Origin of the sequence: Janthinobacterium sp. LPB2021202312-11-4 (genome assembly GCF_037049705.1) — a bacterium.
Taxonomy (GTDB): Bacteria; Pseudomonadota; Gammaproteobacteria; order Pseudomonadales; family Pseudomonadaceae; genus Aquipseudomonas.
Genome location: NZ_JBAGKV010000001.1, coordinates 56,627 through 76,552 on the forward strand (window position 1 = coordinate 56,627; position 19,926 = coordinate 76,552).

The 19,926-nt window shown below is 59.3% G+C and carries 19 protein-coding genes and 1 tRNA gene; 16 read left to right on the forward strand and 4 right to left on the reverse strand.

From position 1 onward, the window contains the following. Window positions 1-38 precede the first annotated feature (38 nt). From V5E99_RS00265 to V5E99_RS00330, 14 genes are all read left to right on the forward strand, one after another. Window positions 39-3,785 carry a bifunctional diguanylate cyclase/phosphodiesterase gene (locus tag V5E99_RS00265; RefSeq protein ID WP_499800023.1) on the forward strand — a complete coding sequence of 1,249 codons (3,747 nt, stop codon included), beginning with the start codon at window positions 39-41 and terminating at the stop codon, window positions 3,783-3,785. A gap of 15 nt (window positions 3,786-3,800) precedes the next feature. After that, window positions 3,801-3,877, forward strand: a tRNA-Ile gene (locus V5E99_RS00270). A gap of 195 nt (window positions 3,878-4,072) precedes the next feature. After that, window positions 4,073-4,396, forward strand: coding sequence for a DUF4258 domain-containing protein (locus V5E99_RS00275; RefSeq protein WP_499800025.1), 324 nt, complete (start codon window positions 4,073-4,075; stop codon window positions 4,394-4,396). A 5-nt stretch (window positions 4,397-4,401) separates the two neighbouring features. After that, window positions 4,402-4,842: a helix-turn-helix domain-containing protein gene (locus V5E99_RS00280; RefSeq protein ID WP_499800027.1), complete on the forward strand. Its 441-nt coding sequence runs from the start codon at window positions 4,402-4,404 to the stop codon at window positions 4,840-4,842. A gap of 424 nt (window positions 4,843-5,266) precedes the next feature. Beyond that, complete coding sequence (locus V5E99_RS00285; RefSeq protein WP_007904219.1) at window positions 5,267-5,728, forward strand: Lrp/AsnC family transcriptional regulator; 462 nt, start codon at window positions 5,267-5,269, stop codon at window positions 5,726-5,728. 260 nt (window positions 5,729-5,988) lie between these two features. Further along, window positions 5,989-7,671, forward strand: a complete 1,683-nt coding sequence (locus tag V5E99_RS00290; RefSeq protein WP_499800029.1) for a flavin monoamine oxidase family protein — start codon at window positions 5,989-5,991, stop codon at window positions 7,669-7,671. 12 nt (window positions 7,672-7,683) lie between these two features. Continuing rightward, on the forward strand, window positions 7,684-8,478 hold the full coding sequence (locus tag V5E99_RS00295; RefSeq protein WP_499800030.1) for a carbon-nitrogen hydrolase family protein: 795 nt from the start codon (window positions 7,684-7,686) through the stop codon (window positions 8,476-8,478). Between the two features lie 48 nt (window positions 8,479-8,526). Then, window positions 8,527-10,959, forward strand: coding sequence for a pyrroloquinoline quinone biosynthesis protein PqqF (pqqF, locus tag V5E99_RS00300; RefSeq protein ID WP_499800031.1), 2,433 nt, complete (start codon window positions 8,527-8,529; stop codon window positions 10,957-10,959). Window positions 10,960-11,116: 157 nt separating this feature from the next. Further along, on the forward strand, window positions 11,117-11,191 hold the full coding sequence (gene pqqA, locus V5E99_RS00305; protein WP_009045898.1) for a pyrroloquinoline quinone precursor peptide PqqA: 75 nt from the start codon (window positions 11,117-11,119) through the stop codon (window positions 11,189-11,191). A gap of 73 nt (window positions 11,192-11,264) precedes the next feature. Beyond that, window positions 11,265-12,176 (forward strand): pyrroloquinoline quinone biosynthesis protein PqqB, encoded by a 912-nt coding sequence (gene pqqB / locus V5E99_RS00310; protein ID WP_499800033.1) that lies wholly within the window; start codon window positions 11,265-11,267, stop codon window positions 12,174-12,176. A 129-nt stretch (window positions 12,177-12,305) separates the two neighbouring features. Continuing rightward, complete coding sequence (gene pqqC, locus V5E99_RS00315) at window positions 12,306-13,058, forward strand: pyrroloquinoline-quinone synthase PqqC (RefSeq protein ID WP_499800035.1); 753 nt, start codon at window positions 12,306-12,308, stop codon at window positions 13,056-13,058. Further along, window positions 13,055-13,330 carry a pyrroloquinoline quinone biosynthesis peptide chaperone PqqD gene (pqqD, locus tag V5E99_RS00320; RefSeq protein WP_499800036.1) on the forward strand — a complete coding sequence of 92 codons (276 nt, stop codon included), beginning with the start codon at window positions 13,055-13,057 and terminating at the stop codon, window positions 13,328-13,330. Before pqqC ends, pqqD begins: the two co-directional genes overlap by 4 nt. Continuing rightward, window positions 13,302-14,477: a pyrroloquinoline quinone biosynthesis protein PqqE gene (gene pqqE / locus V5E99_RS00325; RefSeq protein ID WP_499800037.1), complete on the forward strand. Its 1,176-nt coding sequence runs from the start codon at window positions 13,302-13,304 to the stop codon at window positions 14,475-14,477. The genes pqqD and pqqE overlap by 29 nt, the downstream gene beginning before the upstream one ends. 4 nt (window positions 14,478-14,481) lie before the next feature. Then, window positions 14,482-16,269, forward strand: a complete 1,788-nt coding sequence (locus tag V5E99_RS00330) for a S9 family peptidase (RefSeq protein ID WP_499800038.1) — start codon at window positions 14,482-14,484, stop codon at window positions 16,267-16,269. Window positions 16,270-16,408: 139 nt separating this feature from the next. On the opposite strand, the gene V5E99_RS00335 is transcribed toward V5E99_RS00330, so the two are convergent. From V5E99_RS00335 to V5E99_RS00345, 3 genes are all read right to left on the reverse strand, one after another. Continuing rightward, the gene (locus V5E99_RS00335) at window positions 16,409-16,567 is read right to left on the reverse strand and encodes a YqaE/Pmp3 family membrane protein (protein WP_007904205.1); all 159 of its coding nucleotides are present in this window, start codon (window positions 16,565-16,567) and stop codon (window positions 16,409-16,411) included. A gap of 84 nt (window positions 16,568-16,651) precedes the next feature. Next, a complete protein-coding gene (locus V5E99_RS00340) occupies window positions 16,652-16,936 on the reverse strand; it encodes a helix-turn-helix domain-containing protein (RefSeq protein WP_499800041.1) in 285 nt (94 codons plus the stop codon). Between the two features lie 28 nt (window positions 16,937-16,964). After that, window positions 16,965-17,177 (reverse strand): type II toxin-antitoxin system RelE/ParE family toxin, encoded by a 213-nt coding sequence (locus tag V5E99_RS00345; RefSeq protein WP_499800043.1) that lies wholly within the window; start codon window positions 17,175-17,177, stop codon window positions 16,965-16,967. Between V5E99_RS00345 and V5E99_RS00350 the strand changes: the two genes are divergently transcribed. Beyond that, the gene (locus V5E99_RS00350) at window positions 17,160-17,444 is read left to right on the forward strand and encodes a hypothetical protein (protein ID WP_499800044.1); all 285 of its coding nucleotides are present in this window, start codon (window positions 17,160-17,162) and stop codon (window positions 17,442-17,444) included. The two genes, V5E99_RS00345 and V5E99_RS00350, sit on opposite strands and share 18 nt — an antisense overlap. A gap of 11 nt (window positions 17,445-17,455) precedes the next feature. Here the strand turns inward: V5E99_RS00350 and V5E99_RS00355 are convergent, their stop codons facing one another. Beyond that, the gene (locus V5E99_RS00355) at window positions 17,456-18,739 is read right to left on the reverse strand and encodes an aspartate aminotransferase family protein (protein WP_499800046.1); all 1,284 of its coding nucleotides are present in this window, start codon (window positions 18,737-18,739) and stop codon (window positions 17,456-17,458) included. A 169-nt stretch (window positions 18,740-18,908) separates the two neighbouring features. Here V5E99_RS00355 and V5E99_RS00360 point away from each other — a divergent pair, with 169 nt between their 5' ends. Further along, complete coding sequence (locus V5E99_RS00360) at window positions 18,909-19,838, forward strand: LysR family transcriptional regulator (protein ID WP_499800047.1); 930 nt, start codon at window positions 18,909-18,911, stop codon at window positions 19,836-19,838. The last annotated feature ends 88 nt before the right edge of the window (window positions 19,839-19,926 follow it).

The window sequence follows — 19,926 nt, forward strand, 5'->3', positions numbered from 1 at the left end:
CACTCGAAACATTCCCCCCGAGCCATAACGAGACCGTTATGCCCAGACTGCCGACCGTGCTTTTTTTGCTGTCGCTGATGACCTGGACCGCAACGGCTGGCGCGCTGACTCTGACCGACGACGAACGTAGCTGGCTGGCGGCCCACCCGGACCTGCGTCTGGGCGTCGATGCGTCCTGGCCACCGTTTGAGTTCCGCGACGAGCAGGGCCGTTACCAGGGCCTGGCCGCCGACTACATCAACGTGATCCGCCAACGCCTGGACATCAAACTGACGCCCATCGAGCCGGTGAGCTGGACGGTCGTCCTGGAACAGGTCAAACAGGGCAAACTGGACCTGTTGCCGGGCATCATGTCGACCCCGGAACGCCAGGCCTATCTGGCGTTCACCCGTCCGTACCTGGACTTTCCGATTGTCATCCTTGCCCATGTCGGCGGCGCCCAACCGCGCAAGATCGAGGACCTGTACGGCCTGAAAATCGCCGTCGTGGAAAACTACGCACCTCATGAACTACTGCGCACCCACCACCCGGACCTGAACCTGGTGCCGATGCCCAACGTCAGCTCGGCGTTGCAGGCGCTGGCCACCGATGAAGTGGACGCCGTGGTGGGCGACCTTGCCTCCAGCGTCTGGAGCCTGCGCCAGCTCAAGCTCGACGGGCTCTATGTCAGCGGCGAGACACCCTATCGCTATCAATTGGCAATGGCGGTGCCGCCAAAAAACAAAATGCTCGTCGGCATCATCGACAAAGTCCTGGCGGACATGAGCCCAAGCGAAATCAACGCGATTCAGGAGCATTGGGTCGGTAACGTGCTGGATCATCGGACTTTCTGGTCGGATCTGCTGGTGTATGGCCTGCCGGGCCTGCTGTTGCTGGTCATCGTGCTGGCCGTGGTGATCCGGATCAATCGCCGACTGAGCTCGGAAATTGCCCGGCGAATCGATCTGGAACAGGAACTGCGCAGCAGCGAGTATCACTATCGCGGGCTGGTGGAGAGTTTGTCGGCCATTGCCTGGGAAGCGCGGATCAGCGATTTCACCTACAGCTACGTGTCGCCCCACGCCGAAGACCTGCTTGGCTATCCCCTGTCCCATTGGCTGATTCCGGGGTTCTGGCGCAACATCATTCACCCCGCCGACCTGACGCGCGCGCAAAACTTCTGCGACCACGAAGTGCTGGCCGGACGCGATCACAGCGTCGATTACCGGGTTATCACGGCCGATGGCCGCTGCCTCTGGGTGCGCGACATCGTCAGCCTGATCGAGCACGGCCATGAGCCCGTGTTGCGCGGGCTGATGATCGACATCAGTGAAGCCAAGCGCACGGAAGAGGCCCTGCGCCTGTCGGAGCAGAAGTTTGCTTCGGTGTTCCAGCAATGCCCGGACATCCTGGTGATTGCGCGACTGTCCGACGGCTGCTTGCTGGAGGTCAACGAAGCGTTTGAGGAACAGATCGGCCTCAAAGCCATAGAAGTCATCGGTCAGACCGCCACCGATTTGAATATCTGGGGCATTCCGGGCGTAGGGCCGGGTTTGTTGCAGCGCTTGCAGGCTGGCAGCATCCGCAATCTGGAGATGCCTTTTCGCCGTAACAACGGCCAGGTGTTCACCGGCCTGATTTCCGCCGAGCCGTTTGATCTCGATACAACGCCGGCGCTGGTGGTGGTGGTCCGGGACATCAGCCAGCTCAAGGAAACCCAACAACAACTGCAAACCTCCGAGGAGAAGTTCGCCAAGGCCTTCCACGCCTCCCCTGACGGCTTGCTGCTGTCACGGCAGAGCGATGGCTTGCTACTGGAGGTCAACGAGGGTTTCAGCCGAATTACCGGGTTCAACAGCGCGATGTCGGTGGATCGCTCGGCGCTGGACCTGGGCATCTGGGTCAATCTGAACGAGCGCAAACAGATGCTCGATCTGTTGCACAGGGACGGCTTCGTCCGGGATTTCAGTTGCCACATCCGCCGCAGCGACGGGCAGATCCGTCTCTGCGAAGTGTCCAGCCGGCCGCTGCCGATCGGCGACGAAGACTGCATGTTGACCATCGCCCGGGACATCACCGAACGGCACTTGATGCAGGAAAAACTGCAACAGGCTGCGACGGTATTCGAGAGCACTGCCGAAGGCGTGTTGATCACTGACACCCAACAGCACATCAGTGCGGTCAACCGGGCGTTTACCGAAATCACCGGTTACAGCGAGAGCGAAGCATTGGGCCACACCCCTCGCCTGCTCGCTTCGGGCCTGCATGACAGCGCGTTCTATGCGGCCATGTGGCATCAATTGACCGATGAAGGACACTGGCAAGGCGAGATTTCCAACCGGCGCAAAAACGGCGAGCTGTACCCGAGCTGGCTGACCATCAGCGCCGTGCGCAACCGCGACAAGTTCATCACGCACTTTGTGGCGGTGTTCGCAGACATTTCCAGCCTCAAACACGCCCAGGCCAAGCTTGACTACCAGGCCCACCACGACCCGCTGACCGGCCTGCCGAACCGCACGCTGTTCGAAAGCCGACTGTTGACCGCACTCAATAACCAGCAGGAAAACGGTGGTCAGGGCGCGGTGCTGTTCCTCGACCTGGACCGCTTCAAACACATCAATGACAGCCTCGGTCACCCGGTCGGCGACCTGCTGCTCAAAGGCATCGCCGTGCGCCTCAAAGAGCAACTGCGAGACATCGACACCGTGGCGCGCCTGGGTGGCGACGAGTTCATCATCCTGCTGCCCGGCCTCCAGCAATCCAGCGATGCCGACCACATCGCCACCAAACTGCTCAATTGCTTCGGCGCACCGTTCCAGGCTGGCGAGCACGAGTTCTTCATCAGCGCGAGCATCGGCACCAGCCTGTATCCCAAGGATGGCTGCGACGTCGCCACCCTGGTCAAGAACGCTGACGCGGCGATGTACCGCTCCAAGGCCAAGGGCCGCAACCGGGTCGAAAGCTATACCCGCGACCTCACCGCCCAGGCCAGCGAACGCGTGGCACTGGAGCACGAATTGCGGCGCGCCATCGAGCGCAACGAATTGCACCTCTACTACCAACCGAAGATCAGCCTCGCCGACCATCGCCTGGTGGGTGCCGAGGCGCTGATTCGCTGGCGTCATCCAACCTTTGGCGACGTACCACCGGAACACTTCATTCCCCTGGCCGAAGAAAACGGCATGATCTTGCAAATCGGCGATTGGGTGCTCGAAACGGCCTGCCGACAGATGTTCGAGTGGAATCAGCTCTACGAAAGCCCCGGCCCGCTGTCGGTCAACCTCGCCGGCGCACAATTGCGCCAGCCGAACCTGCTCGGGCGCATCGAACAACTGCTCAAGGACAACCGTCTCAAGCCCGGTTTTCTGCAACTGGAAATTACCGAAAACTTCATCATGAGCCAGGCCGAAGAAGCGTTGGCGGTACTGCACCAACTCAAACGCTTGGGTGTGCAACTGGCAATCGATGACTTCGGCACCGGCTATTCGTCCCTGAGCTACCTCAAACGCCTGCCGCTGGACATCCTCAAAATCGACCAGTCCTTTGTCCGCGGGCTGCCGGATGACCCCCACGACGCGGCCATTGTGCGGGCCATCATCGCGCTGGGTCGCAGCATGCAATTCACCATCATCGCCGAGGGCGTCGAAACCCAGGCCCAGCAGGAATTCCTCGCCCTCGAAGGCTGCGAACAGATCCAGGGCTACATCGTCAGCCTGCCATTACCGCCAGAGGAATTCGCCGCAACGTTTCTTCGTATAGCCGTATCAGATTTTTCGGATAGCACAGCCGAGAAACCGTCGCTATAATCCGCGACCTACTGAGGGCCTATAGCTCAGTTGGTTAGAGCAGAGGACTCATAATCCTTTGGTCCACGGTTCAAGTCCGTGTGGGCCCACCAAACAAAAAGCCGCGTATTTACGCGGCTTTTTCGTGTCCGGACGTTAGATTTTTGATGTCGACTTTTTCCTCAAAAAAACCGAAGTGTCCACGTCGATCCATCAGAGCAACAACGTAATCCGCAGAAACACACCTGAAATTGACAAACCAGCCTTGAACTTTAGGATGGCTCAACCTATAAATACTATAGAAAAAAATGAGCCCTCTTCTTCCTTTTCCACTGCCAAAAAAGAAAGCTCTTCAGATAATTCGTGAGCTTTCGCAGATCTCAGAGCGCATTTTCTACTCCCCGCACGCAAAGGCACGGATGATCGAACGGGGTGTGAACATGCCAGATGTGATGGACTGTTTAGGTAAAGGGGAGATTATCGAAGGGCCGTTCCAGCAGCCTGGGGGTGACTGGAGGTTCACTATTTCCTGGTTTAGGGCCGGGTCGCCTCTCCAGATTGTTGGCGCGATCGACATCGATGACGACGGGACATTTCTCGTCATAGTGACCGCGATTCAAAAGAAGGGATGAATTTTATGTACCACTACGTAGAAAGCGGCTTGCCAAACGTATGGCTTAGCAACGGCTTCGTGGTGAAAGTGACCGCCTATGGCGAGTCTGTTGCCATCACGGATGTGAAAGGCCTGCATGATGTAATCGGCAAGGCAATTGCTGTTAAACCTTCAGTGCTGACAGGTGCTGAGTTTAGATTTTTAAGAAAAGAGCTTGGTCTGTCCCAGGAAAGCCTCGCCGAGATTGTCGGCTTGACCAGTCAGGCCGTAGCGATCTGGGAAAAAACCGACAAAATCCCGATGGTGAATGATCGGTACTTACGGGGCCTTTATCTTGAAGCCAAAACGGGCGAAGCAGATTTGATGGCGGCTATCAACACCATCAACAAACTGGACCACGAGCTCTACAAACTGAATCTTGAGTTTGAAGGTGGATGGCACAATCAGGACAAAGCATGCGCTTGATCTTGCTAGCTCTAATTTGAAGTCCGGCAAAAAATTCCGGGCTTTTTTATATGCGATGTCCACCTTCTGGGCTGCTGGCTCACGCGTCATTTTTCCTTTCTGCACATAGGCTATATTTCGTGCCGACAGTGGTTTATCGGAAGGCGCCCGCCGAGGCTGTAGGCAACTTTTTATGGTCCTGTCATTGCCAAATTTGGGCACTTCGTCCCCTGGTTGGGACTTTGTTCGACGGGATACTCTCCGAGGATCATTACCAATGCAGTGATCGGGCTTGGAAACCCGACGGACCTTAGCGCAACAAGACACCGTCATAACTTAAGACGCTCCTGCGACTGCAAACCCAATGTTATGGCGGCTGCGAGCGCTGCGTGGGATGTGTCTGTAACATGCTGCCCCATTGATGTATTCCGCCGGAGAGCCCCCCTTGCCTGACACCCGCCCACCTGCACTCGACGAAATCGACCGCCAGTTGATCGCAGCCCTGCAAATCAACGCCCGTGAAAGCGTGGCCATGCTCGCACGGCAACTGGGCATCGCGCGAACCACCGTCACTTCGCGATTGGCGCGGCTGGAAAAGGCCAAGGTGATTACCGGTTATGGCGTGCGTTTGGGTCAGCGCGTGGTGGATGGCGGCTTGCAGGCGTATGTCGGTATCACCGTACAACCGCGTTCCGGCAAGGAAGTGTTGCGCCGGTTGAGTGCGATGGCTCAGGTTCAGCAGCTCTGCGCGGTGAGTGGCGAATTTGATTATGTGGCGTGGTTGCGTACCGATTCGCCGGAGCAGCTGGATCAGTTGCTGGATCAGATTGGCAGTGTGGATGGGGTGGAGAAGACCACCACTTCGATCATCTTGAGCAGCAAGATTGATCGGGGGCAGCCGGTTTAGACGCTGTTTAATGTGGGAGCGGGCTTGCTCGCGAATGCGGGGTGTCAGGCAACATTGATGGCGACTGACATGGCCTCCTCGCGAGCAAGCCCGCGCCTACATTGGACAGTGTGCAGTTATTGATCGTCATATTGATCATGTAATTAGCAAAACGACGACACATTGCGCCTTATTAACGTGTTCCATGCTCTCTAGAATGGCTGCCATCTTTTCCTATACTCAGACGCGCATTCCGCGTCGGGTCGCCAGCAAGGTCAGCCATGAACAAGAACAATCGCCATCCTGCAGACGGTAAGAAACCAGTCACCATTTTCGGTCCGGACTTCCCGTTCGCCTTCGACGACTGGATCGAGCACCCGGCCGGCCTCGGCAGCATTCCGGAGCACAACCACGGTGCCGAAGTGGCGATCGTCGGTGGCGGGATCGCCGGTTTGGTGGCGGCTTATGAGCTGATGAAGCTGGGCCTCAAACCCGTCGTCTATGAAGCCTCGAAGATGGGCGGTCGTCTGCGCTCCCAGGCGTTCAACGGCGCCGAAGGCATCATCGCCGAACTGGGCGGCATGCGCTTCCCGGTGTCGTCCACCGCGTTTTATCACTACGTCGACAAACTCGGCCTGGAAACCAAACCGTTCCCGAACCCGCTGACGCCCGCGTCCGGCAGTACGGTGATCGATCTGGAAGGCCAGACCCATTACGCACAGAAACTGTCGGATCTTCCTGCACTGTTCCAGGAAGTGGCTGACGCCTGGGCGGATGCGCTGGAAGACGGTTCGCGCTTCAAAGAGATCCAGCAAGCCATCCGCGACCGCGACGTGCCGCGCCTCAAAGCGTTGTGGAACACCTTGGTTCCTTTGTGGGACGACCGCACCTTCTACGACTTCGTCGCCACCTCCAAAGCCTTCGCCAAGCTGTCGTTCCATCACCGCGAAGTGTTCGGCCAGGTAGGCTTCGGCACCGGCGGCTGGGATTCGGACTTCCCGAACTCGATGCTGGAAATCTTCCGCGTGGTGATGACCAACTGCGACGATCACCAGCACCTGGTGGTCGGCGGCGTGGAACAAGTGCCCCTGGGCATCTGGCGCCATGTGCCGGAACGTTGCGTGCATTGGCCGGAGGGCACCAGCCTCAGCTCCCTGCACAGCGGCGCACCGCGCACGGGCGTGAAGAAAATTGCCCACGCGGCGGACGGTCGTTTTGCCGTCACCGATAACTGGGGCGATACCCGTGAATACGCCGCCGTACTGACCACCTGCCAGAGCTGGCTGCTGACCACCCAGATCGAATGCGACGAAACCCTGTTCTCGCAAAAGATGTGGATGGCCCTCGACCGCACCCGCTACATGCAATCGTCGAAAACCTTTGTGATGGTTGACCGGCCGTTCTGGAAGGACAAAGACCCGGAAACCGGTCGCGACCTGATGAGCATGACCCTCACCGATCGCCTGACCCGTGGCACTTACCTGTTCGACAACGGCGACGACAAGCCAGGTGTGATTTGCCTGTCGTACTCGTGGATGAGCGACGCGTTGAAAATGCTCCCGCAGCCAGTGGAAAAACGCGTGAAGCTGGCGCTGGATGCGTTGAAGAAGATCTACCCGAAAGTCGATATCGCCGCGCGAATCATTGGCGACCCGATCACCGTGTCCTGGGAAGCCGACCCGCATTTCCTCGGCGCGTTCAAAGGCGCCCTGCCCGGCCACTATCGCTACAACCAGCGCATGTACGCGCACTTTATGCAGGACGACATGCCGGCCGAACAGCGCGGGATTTTCATCGCCGGCGACGACGTTTCGTGGACGCCGGCCTGGGTTGAAGGCGCGGTGCAGACTTCGCTCAACGCGGTGTGGGGCATCATGAAACACTTCGGCGGTGAAACTCACGCCGAGAACCCGGGTCCAGGAGATGTGTTCAACGAGATCGGTCCGATCGCCCTGCCCGAGTAAGAGGAATCCGAAATGCGTGTAGCCCTTTACCAATGTCCACCGCTGCCCCTGGATGTCGCCGGAAATCTGCAACGCCTGCATCAACTGGCGCTGGAGGCCAAAGGCGCCGATTTGCTGGTGGTGCCGGAGATGTTTTTGACTGGCTACAACATCGGCGTCGATGCGGTCAGTGTCCTCGCCGAAGTGCACAACGGTGAATCGGCGCAGCAGGTGGCGCGCATCGCGAAGACTGCCGGGATTGCGATTCTTTATGGCTATCCCGAGCGCAGCGAAGACGGCCAGATCTACAACTCGGTGCAGTTGATCGACGCGAATGGGGAACGCCTGTGCAACTACCGCAAGACGCACCTGTTCGGCGATCTTGATCATTCGATGTTCAGCGCCGGCGGCAATGATTTCCCGCTGGTTGAACTCAATGGCTGGAAGCTTGGATTCCTGATTTGCTACGACATGGAATTCCCGGAAAACGCCCGGCGCCTTGCCCTGGCCGGCGCCGAGCTGATCCTGGTGCCGACCGCCAACATGATTCCCTTCGACTTCGTCGCCGATGTCACCGTCCGCGCCCGAGCCTTTGAAAATCAGTGTTATGTGGCTTACACCAACTACTGCGGCCAGGAAGGCGAGATCCAGTATTGCGGCCAAAGCAGCATCGCCGCGCCGGATGGCAGCCGTATTGCCCAGGCCGGTTTGGATGAAGCGCTGATTGTCGGTGAGTTGGATCGGCAGCTAATGGTCGATTCCCGCGCGGCCAACCGTTACCTGCTTGATCGCCGTCCCGAGCTTTACACTGACCTTAACAAGCGCTGAACCCCTGTAATCCGCTAGCATTAGCGCTTCTCTGTTCTGGAAGTGCTCATGCCTGCGCTGAATCACCCCCGCCCCCACACTGAAACCCTGGCCAACGGCCTGCGGGTGACGCTGCGTCATGCCCCGAATTTGAAGCGCTGTGCGGCGGCGCTGCGGGTGGCGGCCGGCAGTCATGACGTGCCTTTGGCCTGGCCCGGACTGGCGCACTTTCTTGAGCATCTGCTGTTTCTGGGAACTGAGCGCTTTCCTGCCGGCGAAGGGCTGATGGCCTACGTACAGGGTCACGGCGGGCAGTTGAATGCCCGCACCAATGAGCGCACTACGGACTTCTTTTTCGAACTCGCGCCTCAAGCGTTTCCCGGTGGGTTGGAGCGTCTGTCAGACATGCTCGCTCACCCGCGTATGAATCAGGACGATCAGTTGCGGGAACGGGAAGTGTTGCAGGCCGAGTTTGTGGCGTGGTCCCAGGATGCGGCGGCTCAGCAGCAACTCGCACTGTTCGATGGGCTATCAGAAGCTCACCCGCTAAGGGGATTTCATGCCGGCAACCGCGACAGCCTGCCGGTATCGCAGCCTGAGTTTCAGCAGGCGTTGAAAGACTTTTATCAGCGTTTTTATCAAACCGGGCAGATGACTTTGAGTTTGGCAGGGCCGCAAAGTCTTGATGAATTGAGAGCGCTGGCCGAGGCGTTCGGGGGCGTCATTACTCAAGGTAGAAAAACCCTACAGCTCGCGCCAACTCCTCTGATGGATTCTTCCGACAAGAGTTATCAACAGGTCGGCGAGCATCGTGTGGATCTGCTGTTCACCTTCGAAGCGCTACCCGGCTCCTCACCCGAAGCCTTGGCATTCCTGTGTCATTGGCTGAACGCTGCGAAACCCGGTGGTCTGCTGGCCAAACTGCAAGACAGCGATTTGGCGCAGAGCCTGAAAGCCGCGCCGTTGTACCACTACGACGGACAAGCCTTGCTGCATATCGAACTCAAACACCCAGCCAACACGCCGTCGGCCGCGATCCGCGAACAACTGATGGATTGGCTGGGGTTCTTTGCCGCTCAACAAGACTGGAGCGGACTGCGCAACGAATACGCGACCCTGCTACAACGCCAACAGCAAATCAGCGGCGCCTTGCAACTGGCCCAGCGTGACGCCGAACAGCTCGAAACCGGCTTATCCGAGCAAGGTGTCGCAGCCCTCAAGGAAATCCTGAAACAAATCGGCGCTGTGGATAACTTCAGCGGCCAATGGCAATTGCCGGCGCCCAACCCGTTCTTGCGCGCCGAAGCACCCGCCACGAATGCCGGGTTGATCCGTGGCCAGACCAGTGCCCACCGTGGTTTGCGTACATTTGCCCAGGATCGCTCACGCGGTCGTCGCGAACGTTCGCCGATGCAGTTCAGTCAGGCGTTGCCCGGGAATACTGATGAAGGCGCGATCTATGTGCGCTGGCGTCTGGATTCGGCGCCGGACAGTCGTCTTCAATCGCACCTGGAAACCCGTCTTAAGCCGTTGTCGGAGGACGCCCGCCAGGCCGGTGTTGATTTGTCCTTCAGCGCAATGGGCAATGAATGGTTGATGAAAATGACCGGTTTACAGGAGCCGATGCCAACAGTCCTCGAACATGCGCTGAGCGCTCTGACAAATGCTGATGCCGGTTTCCCACAAACAGAGGCGACCAGTCCTGCGCTGATACCTATTCGACAGCTACTCAAAGCGCTGCCTGAACATTGCGTTCAACACACCGCCAGTTCCGCCGACCTGCAACAACTCTGGTCTGGCGCCCGCTGGGATGGACTGGCAGTCGGTCTGTCCGCCCAGACACAAGCCGCGATGGGCGTTGCCTTGAGCCGCATCCCCGGCAACGCGGACAGTCAGCTGACGCCACCACCCCTGATCAACGCCCGGCATCGGTGGAACCGCATCGACACCGGTTCCAGCGAACACGCGTTGCTGCTGTTCTGTCCTACAGCCACTCAGGACCTTTCTGACGAAGCCTCCTGGCGCCTGCTCGCTCACCTGAGTCAAACGCCGTTTTACCAACGCCTGCGGGTCGAGCTTCAACTGGGTTATGCGGTGTTCAGCGGGCTACGCCAGATAAACGGCCGGTCCGGTTTGCTGTTCGGCGTGCAATCGCCGAATGTCGCTGCGGCTGGTTTACTGGAACACATCAAAGACTTCCTGAACGGGCTGACCGAACTGATCCACAGCACCGCCGAAGCGACTTACCTGACTCAGCGTCACGCCCTCGCCGATCAATTCGACATCGCCTCCCTGCCCGGCGCCCAGGCTGCCGAACTGCTCTGGCAAGGCAAACTGGCGGGCCACTCGTCGGATTACCTGACACAACTGTCAGAAGCAATCCTGAACACTGACCGGCCCGCCCTGCTTGCCGCCGCCCAACGCCTGAATAACGCCGACGGTGGTTGGCTTTGCCTGGCAAGCGAGGCGTGTCCGGGCGCGCCTTGGCAAGCGGCAAAATGATCATTACCGACGCTGCAATTAGCTTTCTCAAAGTTTCACGGGCAACGGTTCTGTAATTTTGAGTAACATAGCCACCTAACTATCTGAACATCTCCGACTGGAGGTGGACTATATGTATAGGTCTCAGTTGTCCCATCCACCTGAAAGGAGCACTCCCATGTCCTGGTCCAAACCTGCTTACACCGACCTGCGTATCGGCTTTGAAGTCACCATGTACTTCGCAAGCCGCTAAGTTTGTATCGTTGTGCAACGCCTCGGTCTGCCGAGGCGTTTTTATTTTCAGTGTTCAAAATGATGGAGCGGCCATGTTTGTCCAGATTCTAGGTTCCGCCGCCGGCGGTGGTTTCCCGCAGTGGAATTGCAACTGCGTGAACTGCGCCGGTTTTCGCGACGGCAGCCTGAACGCCAAGGCTCGTACCCAGTCGTCCATCGCGATTTCCGATGACGGCGTGAACTGGGTGCTGTGCAACGCCTCGCCGGACATCCGTGCCCAGCTCCAGAGCTTCGTCCCGATGCAACCGGGCCGGGCGCTGCGCGACACCGGAATCAGCGCGATCATCCTGATGGACAGCCAGATCGACCACACCACCGGCCTGCTCAGCCTGCGCGAAGGTTGCCCGCATCAAGTCTGGTGCACCGACATGGTCCACGAAGACCTCAGCACCGGGTTTCCACTGTTCACCATGCTGACCCACTGGAATGGCGGGCTGGACTGGAACCGTATCGAACTCGACCAGAGTTTCACCGTCGCGGCCTGCCCGAACCTGCGCTTCACCCCGCTGCCACTGCGCAGCGCTGCCCCGCCCTACTCGCCACACCGCTTCGACCCGCACCCGGGCGACAACATTGGCCTGATCGTCGAAGACCTCAGCACCGGCGGCAAACTGTTCTACGCACCCGGCCTGGGCAAGGTGGACGCACCGTTGCTGGAGATCATGGCCAGCAGCGATTGCCTGCTGGTGGACGGCACGCTGTGGGATGACGACGAAATGCAGCGCCGTGGCGTCGGCACCCGCACCGGTCGGGAAATGGGCCACCTGGCGCAGAACGGCCCCGGCGGCATGCTGGAAGTGCTGGAGCAACTGCCCAAGCAGCGCAAAGTGCTTATCCACATCAACAACACCAACCCGATTCTCGATGAGGATTCGCCGCAGCGCGCGGAGTTGGCGCGGCGTGAGGTTGAAGTGGCGTATGACGGTATGAGTATTGTGCTGTAGCGGACGGCCCCTTCGCGGGCAAGCCTCGCTCCTACAGGTTTGTCGCTTTCCCTTGTAGGAGCGAGGCTTGCCCGCGAAAACGTCAGACCAGACACCAAAGAATCCACCGGTCCTACCCGGAGAACCGAAATGACTGACACCCCAATGTCTCCCAGCGAATTCGAAGCCGCCCTGCGCGCCAAGGGCGCCTATTACCACATCTACCACCCGTACCACGTGGCGATGTACGAAGGCCGGGCGACCCGCGAGCAGATCCAGGGCTGGGTCGCCAACCGCTTCTACTATCAGGTGAACATCCCCCTGAAGGACGCCGCGATCCTCGCCAATTGCCCGGACCGCGAGATCCGTCGCGAGTGGATTCAACGCCTGCTCGACCACGACGGCGCCCCCGGCGAAGACGGCGGGATCGAAGCCTGGTTGCGTCTGGGCCAAGCCGTCGGCCTCGACCCGGATCAATTGCGCTCCCAGGAACTGGTGCTGCCCGGCGTGCGTTTCGCCGTGGACGCCTACGTCAACTTCGCCCGCCGCGCCAGTTGGCAGGAAGCCGCCAGCAGCTCACTGACCGAACTGTTCGCGCCGCAGATCCACCAATCGCGCCTCGACAGTTGGCCGCAGCATTACCCGTGGATCGACCCGGCCGGTTACGAGTATTTCCGCACACGCCTGGGCCAGGCCCGTCGTGATGTCGAGCACGGTCTGGCGATCACGTTGCAGCACTACACGACGCGGGAAGGCCAGGAGCGCATGCTGGAAATTCTCCAGTTCAAACTGGACATTCTTTGGAGCATGCTCGACGCCATGACCATGGCCTACGAGTTGAATCGCCCGCCGTATCACAGCGTGACCGAGCAACGGGCCTGGCATAAAGGAATCACCTTATGAGTTTCGATCGCAGCAAAACCCCGACCTGGCGTACCGGCTACCGCTACCAGTACGAACCGGCGCAGAAAGGCCATGTGCTGCTGTACCCCGAAGGCATGATCAAACTCAATGAAAGCGCTGCGCTGATCGGTGGCTTGATCGACGGCGAGCGGGATGTCGCGGCGATCATCGCCACACTTGATGCGCAGTTCCCCGGCGTGCCCGAGCTCGCTGAAGACATCGAGCAATTCATGGAGGTTGCCCGTGCTCAGCACTGGATCGACCTTGCCTGATTCCGTGTCAGACAAGTTACCGCCCAAACCGGAAATCGGCCTGCCGCTATGGTTGCTGGCCGAGCTGACCTATCGCTGTCCGCTGCAATGCCCGTATTGCTCCAATCCGCTGGACTTCGCCGAGCAGGGCAAAGAACTCAGCACCGAGCAGTGGATCAAGGTATTCCGCGAAGCGCGGGAGATGGGCGCGGCGCAGTTGGGTTTCTCCGGCGGCGAACCGCTGGTGCGTCAGGACCTCGCCGAGCTGATTGCCGAGGCGCGCAAGTTGGGTTTCTACACCAACCTGATCACCTCGGGCATTGGCCTCACCGAGCAGAAAATCAGCGATTTCAAGAAGGCCGGCCTGGACCATATCCAGATCAGTTTCCAGGCCAGTGACGAGCAAGTGAACAACCTGTTGGCCGGCTCGAAAAAAGCCTTCGCGCAAAAACTCGAAATGGCCCGCGCGGTGAAAGCCCACGGCTATCCGATGGTGCTGAACTTCGTTACCCATCGGCACAACATCGACAAGATCGACCGGATCATCGAGCTGTGCATCGCCCTTGAGGCGGATTTCGTTGAACTCGCGACGTGCCAGTTTTACGGATGGGCGCAGCTCAATCGTGTCGGTCTGTTGCCGACCAAGGAACAACTGGTCAACGCCGAGCGTGTCACCAATGAATACCGCGCCAAACTGGAAGCCGAAGGGCATCCGTGCAAGCTGATTTTCGTCACCCCGGACTATTACGAAGAACGCCCGAAAGCCTGCATGAATGGCTGGGGCAGTATTTTTCTGACAGTCACGCCGGACGGAACTGCGTTGCCCTGTCACGGCGCCCGACAGATGCCGGTGCAATTTCCCAACGTGCGCGACCACAGCATGCAGCACATCTGGTACGACTCGTTCGGCTTCAACCGCTTTCGCGGTTACGACTGGATGCCCGAGCCGTGCCGCTCCTGCGATGAGAAAGAAAAGGACTTCGGCGGCTGTCGTTGCCAGGCCTTTATGCTCACCGGCGATGCCAGCAATGCCGACCCGGTGTGCAGCAAATCGGAACATCACGGCGTGATTCTCAAGGCCCGCGAAGAAGCCGAGCACGCGACCCAAACCATCGAACAACTGGCCTTTCGCAATGAACGAAACTCACGCCTCATCGCCAAAGGCTGAGCCTTTGAGCGCCATCAAAGCCGTTGCGGCCGGGATCGACTTCGCCGAGTTGCAACTGGGCACCCTGGGTCTGTTCTGGAACGAGTACCGTCCCGAGGATGCGGCCTGCCGGATCTGGCATTGGCGCGACGGCCAGGCGCAATGCCTGACGCCGCCAGGATTCAGTGTGCGCAGCCGGGTGTACGAATATGGCGGTGGGGCGTTTTGTCTGACGGATGACGGGGTGGTTTTCGTCAATGAGGCCGACCAGCAGTTGTACCGGCAATCGCTGAAGGGCGAAACGCCTGAGCGGCTGACATCGGGTGAGTGCCGTTATGGCGATGTGCAATTTGCCAACGGGCAGGTGCTGGCGGTTGAAGAGCATCGCCATCAGCATCGGTTGGTGGCCATCGACCTGGCGGACGGTGCGCGTCATCTGCTGGCCGAAGGTGCGGATTTTTACGCCGCGCCGACGCTGAGTCCGGATGCCAGGCGTTTGGCCTGGATCGAATGGAGCCGACCGGATCAGCCGTGGACCGCGACTCGCTTGATGGTTGCCGAACGCCAGGATGAGGGTGGTTTTGGCCAGCCGCGTTGTTTGGCGGGCGATGGGGTGCAGGAGTCTGTGCAGCAACCTCGGTTCGACGCCAAGGGTCGTTTGTATTGCCTGACCGATCGCAACGGGTTTTGGCAACCGTGGGTGGAAACCGGCGAAGGCCTGAGGCCATTGCCGAGCACCGCAGCCGATCACGGTCCCGCGCCTTGGCAATTGGGTGGCTGCACCTGGTTACCGGTGAGCGACGACACGTATCTGGCCAGTTGGACCGAAGGCGGGTTTGGCCGCTTGGGCCTTTGCGGCGACACCGCAGAAGACTTCACCGGGGACTACAGCCGTTTCCGAAGTCTCGCACTCGATGAACAGTTCATTTACTGCATCGCAGCCTCGCCGGTCAGTTCCTCGACGGTGATTTCAATCGACCGCACAACCCGCCAGACCAAGGTCTTGGCCGGCGGTATCGCACCGCTCCCCGCCAAAAAGATCAGCCGTCCGCAAACCCTGCGTTACCCCAGCGGCTCGGGTGAGGCCCATGGTTTCTTCTACCCGGCGATGACCGGCGCTGCAAAACCGCCGCTGGTGGTTTTTATCCATGGCGGCCCGACCTCGGCCTGTTATCCAATGCTCGACCCGCGCATCCAGTACTGGGCGCAGCGTGGCTTCGCCGTGGCCGACCTCAACTATCGCGGCAGCAGCGGTTATGGCCGGGCTTATCGCCAAGCGCTGTACTTGAGTTGGGGTGATGTCGATGTGGAGGATGCCTGCGCCGTGGTCGCTTATCTCGCCGAACGCGGACTGATCGACGGTGACCAGGCCTTCATTCGCGGCGGCAGTGCCGGCGGTTACACCACCCTTTGCGCACTGGCCTTTCATAACGTCTTCCGCGCCGGCGCCAGTCTGTATGGCGTCAGCGATCCCGTGGCGCTGGGCAAGGCGACCCACAAATTTGAAGGCGATTATCTGGATTGGCTGATCGGCGATCCGCTTCAAGACGCCGAACGTTACGCCGCCCGAACGCCGTTGCTGCACGCGAGCAGCATCGCGGTGCCGGTGATTTTCTTTCAGGGCGAACTGGATGCCGTGGTGGTACCGCAGCAAACCCGCGACATGGTCACGGCACTGCAAGCCAACGACATTCTGGTTGAAGCGCATTACTACGCAGATGAGCGCCATGGCTTTCGCAAGGCAGGCAACCAGGCCCATGCACTGGAACAGGAGTGGTTGTTTTATCGGCGGGTGATGGCGTTGATGGACTGAGGGGCGCGCCCAGAGCAAAAATCGCGGTGCCTCATTCGCGAGCAAGCCCGCTCCCACACTCGACCGTATTCTGTTGAAAGGACTCGGTCACTGTGGGAGCGGGCTGCTCGCGAAAGCGATCTACCTGACACCGCTAATCTCAGCGCTTGGCGATGATGTACACCGCATGCACGATCCCCGGAATGTAACCGCACAACGTCAGCAGAATGTTCAGCCAGAACGCGCCGGCGAAACCGACTTGCAGAAACACACCCAGGGGCGGCAACAGAATGGCGATGATGATGCGAATGAAATCCATGGGGCAGCTCCTGATTTGAAGTGGGCTCGTGTGAGCCTCACAACCAATCGACCTGCGCCGTTCGTCAGGGTTCAGTGCAGTTCTTCAGGCCAGTATCTCAAGACCGTATTTCTGAACGATGCTCAGCAACTTGAGCGCCATGCCGCTGGGGTGCTTGTCGCCCGCTTCCCATTGCTTGATCGTCGAAGCGCTGGTGTTCAGATAACGGGCGAATACTGGTTGGCTGACATTGTTACTTTCACGCAGCGCTTTGATCTGTTCTGCCGGGATTGCGTCCGGCACTTTCGCCAGGCAGGACTCGTCGAATTCGCGCATTGTGGCCTTGCTGATTGCACCGATGGCGAATAGGGCACGGGCTGATTCGTGCATCGACTCTAATGCCTCACTTCTGCATTTCTTACTCATAAAGAACCTCCATGAACTCCTTCGTATCCAGTAAGTACTGGACTTGCATCTCTGTCAGCGCCTCATAGGTCTTCGCTATTTTCCGAAAACCGGCCAGATCGGCCTGACTGATATTGCTCTGATCTTTCTTGGCATATAGAAACTGATAAACCCAGTAACCATTACCTTTGGCCAAAACAATTGATCGATGACGGTTGGCATTCAAACGTTTCTTCCAGACACCACCTCCGAGATTGTCAGCCTGCCCATTGAGCATCTCAGTGGTACAGATTTCAAAACCAGCGCTTCAGCAAAGTTGTATCGCTGGCACCGGCACTCCCTGCCGATGCCCTCTAAAAAGCCACCGATCCAGCCATCGCTCAAGCACCCAATCGCCTTTGGCAAAACGCAGAGACAAAAAAACGCCCCACGCCAAAAGAATCAGGCGTGGGGCGTGCGTTATTACCGCGAGACGGTTCTTGAATTCGTGTAGGACGGGTCAGATCAGACGGCAATCCCTTTGCGGCATTGCAGTTGCGCGGTGCGGACCCGGGAGAAGGCTCGGGCCAGGCGCAGGAGCATTTCGTCGATGTTGGCCTTGCTGACGGTGAGGGACGGGGTGAAGCGCAGGCAATCGGGTTGTGGGGCGTTGAGCAGCAAGCCTTCGTGAAGCGCCGCTTTGACCACCGCGTCTGCGGAATCGTCTGACAGCGTCAAGCCCCAGAGCAGGCCTTGCCCGCGCAATTCGCCATGGCCGTAACGATGGGCCAGGCGTCCCAGACCTTCACCCAGGTATTGGCCGGTTTTCTGCACATGCTCGAGGAAACCTTTGTCTTGAACGCTATCGAGCACGGCCAGGCCGGCCGCAGTCATCAGCGCGTTGCCGTGATGGGTGCCGGTCATTTCACCGAGATCGAAACAGCACGCCTTGCCCCGGGCCAGCAGCGCCGCCAACGGCACGCCACCACCCAGGCCTTTGCCGAGCACGACGATATCGCCCCGTACGCCGTAGGATTGTTCCGCGAGCAGCGTGCCGCAGCGGCCGATCCCGGTTTGCACTTCGTCGAAGATCAGCAGGATGCCCAGCTCACGGCACAAGCGCTCGACGCCTTTGAGGTAATGCTCGTCAGCCGCAATCACCCCGGCTTCGCTCTGGATCGGCTCAAGCATGATGGCGACGGTTTGCGCGTCCACAGCCGCATGCAGCGCCGGCAGGTCGTTAAACGGAACGTGGCTGAAGCCTGGCAACTGCGGCTCGAATCGATTAGTCAGGTTCGAACTGTCTGACGCAGATATCGTCCCGAGACTACGGCCATGGCAGCCGTTGTTGGCCACAATGATCCGCGAAGCACCACCGCGATGCAGTTGACCCCACTTGCGCGCCAGTTTGATCGCCGCATCACAGGCCTCGCTGCCACTGTTGAGCAGGTAGGCCTGATCGCTGCCGGTACTGGCGCAGAGGCGTTCGGCGAGGTTGAGCATGCCGCGGTTATGCAGGCCGAAACCGGGATTGATCAGCGAACGAGCCTGATCGGAAATAGCGTTAACCAACACGGATGGGCTGTGCCCCAGGCTGTTGGCGCCGCCGCCCTGGGTGAAATCCAGGTACGCGCGGTCATCGCTGTCCCACAACCACGAGCCTTGCCCGCGCAGGAAAATCTGCTGCGGCCGCTCGACACTGGGCATCAGGCACTCGCTGGAAAGGTTGTCGCTACGGGATGGCAACGAGGCGTCCATGGCCAGGTCATCGAGACTCGGTGGAGTGCGGCGCAAACTGAACAGATTCATCTCAAAAAGCCTCGTTTGAGGTTTTTTGTCTTTCCTATGTAAACACCTTCTACGCGAACGGTATTCATCGTGCTTTCCGGCCCTGTAAGCCTTGTGAATGCGGTTAGACTAGGCTCAGGCACGGCGTTGAGCCATTTCGATTTCACAGCATTTTCGATAAGTACACCTTATGGATTTCAAGCAACTGCGTTATTTCGTCGCGGTCTACGAAGAAGGCCACGTGGGCCGGGCTGCCGAGCGACTTTCGATCTCCCAACCGGCGCTGTCACAACAAATTCGCCACCTCGAACAGAACCTCGATGTCAGCCTGTTCGAACGCAGCAGCAAACGCTTGCTGCCGACCCTCGCCGCTCACACGTTGTACAACCACGCCCTGCCGTTGCTGGATGGGCTGCAACGGGCGCGGGAAGCGCTGGGCAACTTCAAGGGTCAGGCGTTGCGCACCTTGGCCATCGGTGTGTTGCAGACGGTTCACACCAGCCTGGTGCCGCAGATGCTCGAACGGGTGCGCAAGGCGCAGCCACATCTGGTGGTGCAGATCTATGAGCTGACCGGCCTGGAGATCGAGCGACGGTTGCTCAGTGGCTCGCTGGACATTGGCATCAGCTACTTGCCGCCCCGTCAGCCGGGGTTGCATGGCGTGATGCTGTACGAAGATGAACTGACGCTGGTCATCCCGGCGGACCATCCGTTGCGCGAATTCAAGAAAGTCTCCATGAGTCAAGCCGCGGAATTGCCGATGTTGCTGTTGGGCGAAGAGTTTCAACTGCGGCAGATCTGGCAGGCGCAATTGGCCAGCCTGGGACGGCGCCCGCAGGTGCAGGCGGAACTGAACAACATGGCGGGGATTCTCGACAGCCTGCCCCACACGCGGCTGGCCACGGTGCTGCCCGGGCGCTCGCAAAAGGCCCTGGGCAATAACGAACTGCTGTGGAAGCCACTGACCGAGCCGCGAGTACCGCTGAAAGTCGGGTTAGTGTGTCGAGATGTGCAACGGCAACAAGCCTCGCTGGCGTTGCTGCGCACCTTGCTGGAAGAAGTGTTCAATGGTCCCGATGACCGCTTGAACGGCCCGGCGCCACTGGACTCCATGACCTGAGCACTTTTCTGCAGGCAAAAGAAAACCCCGCCGAAGCGGGGCTTTGCAGACTGTTTCCCTGACATCCATTTCACTCCGCCGTCCTGGC

Excerpts from the sequence above, each read along its gene's own strand:
- V5E99_RS00265 (WP_499800023.1), top strand. The coding sequence starts at position 39 with ATGCCCAGACTGCCGACCGTGCTTTTTTTGCTGTCGCTGATGACCTGG.
- V5E99_RS00275 (WP_499800025.1), top strand. The coding sequence starts at position 4,073 with ATGAGCCCTCTTCTTCCTTTTCCACTGCCAAAAAAGAAAGCTCTTCAG.
- V5E99_RS00280 (WP_499800027.1), top strand. The coding sequence starts at position 4,402 with ATGTACCACTACGTAGAAAGCGGCTTGCCAAACGTATGGCTTAGCAAC.
- V5E99_RS00290 (WP_499800029.1), top strand. The coding sequence starts at position 5,989 with ATGAACAAGAACAATCGCCATCCTGCAGACGGTAAGAAACCAGTCACC.
- V5E99_RS00295 (WP_499800030.1), top strand. The coding sequence starts at position 7,684 with ATGCGTGTAGCCCTTTACCAATGTCCACCGCTGCCCCTGGATGTCGCC.
- pqqF (WP_499800031.1), top strand. The coding sequence starts at position 8,527 with ATGCCTGCGCTGAATCACCCCCGCCCCCACACTGAAACCCTGGCCAAC.
- pqqB (WP_499800033.1), top strand. The coding sequence starts at position 11,265 with ATGTTTGTCCAGATTCTAGGTTCCGCCGCCGGCGGTGGTTTCCCGCAG.
- pqqC (WP_499800035.1), top strand. The coding sequence starts at position 12,306 with ATGACTGACACCCCAATGTCTCCCAGCGAATTCGAAGCCGCCCTGCGC.
- pqqD (WP_499800036.1), top strand. The coding sequence starts at position 13,055 with ATGAGTTTCGATCGCAGCAAAACCCCGACCTGGCGTACCGGCTACCGC.
- V5E99_RS00335 (WP_007904205.1), bottom strand. The coding sequence starts at position 16,567 with ATGGATTTCATTCGCATCATCATCGCCATTCTGTTGCCGCCCCTGGGT.
- V5E99_RS00340 (WP_499800041.1), bottom strand. The coding sequence starts at position 16,936 with ATGCACGAATCAGCCCGTGCCCTATTCGCCATCGGTGCAATCAGCAAG.
- V5E99_RS00350 (WP_499800044.1), top strand. The coding sequence starts at position 17,160 with ATGACGGTTGGCATTCAAACGTTTCTTCCAGACACCACCTCCGAGATT.
- V5E99_RS00355 (WP_499800046.1), bottom strand. The coding sequence starts at position 18,739 with ATGAATCTGTTCAGTTTGCGCCGCACTCCACCGAGTCTCGATGACCTG.
- V5E99_RS00360 (WP_499800047.1), top strand. The coding sequence starts at position 18,909 with ATGGATTTCAAGCAACTGCGTTATTTCGTCGCGGTCTACGAAGAAGGC.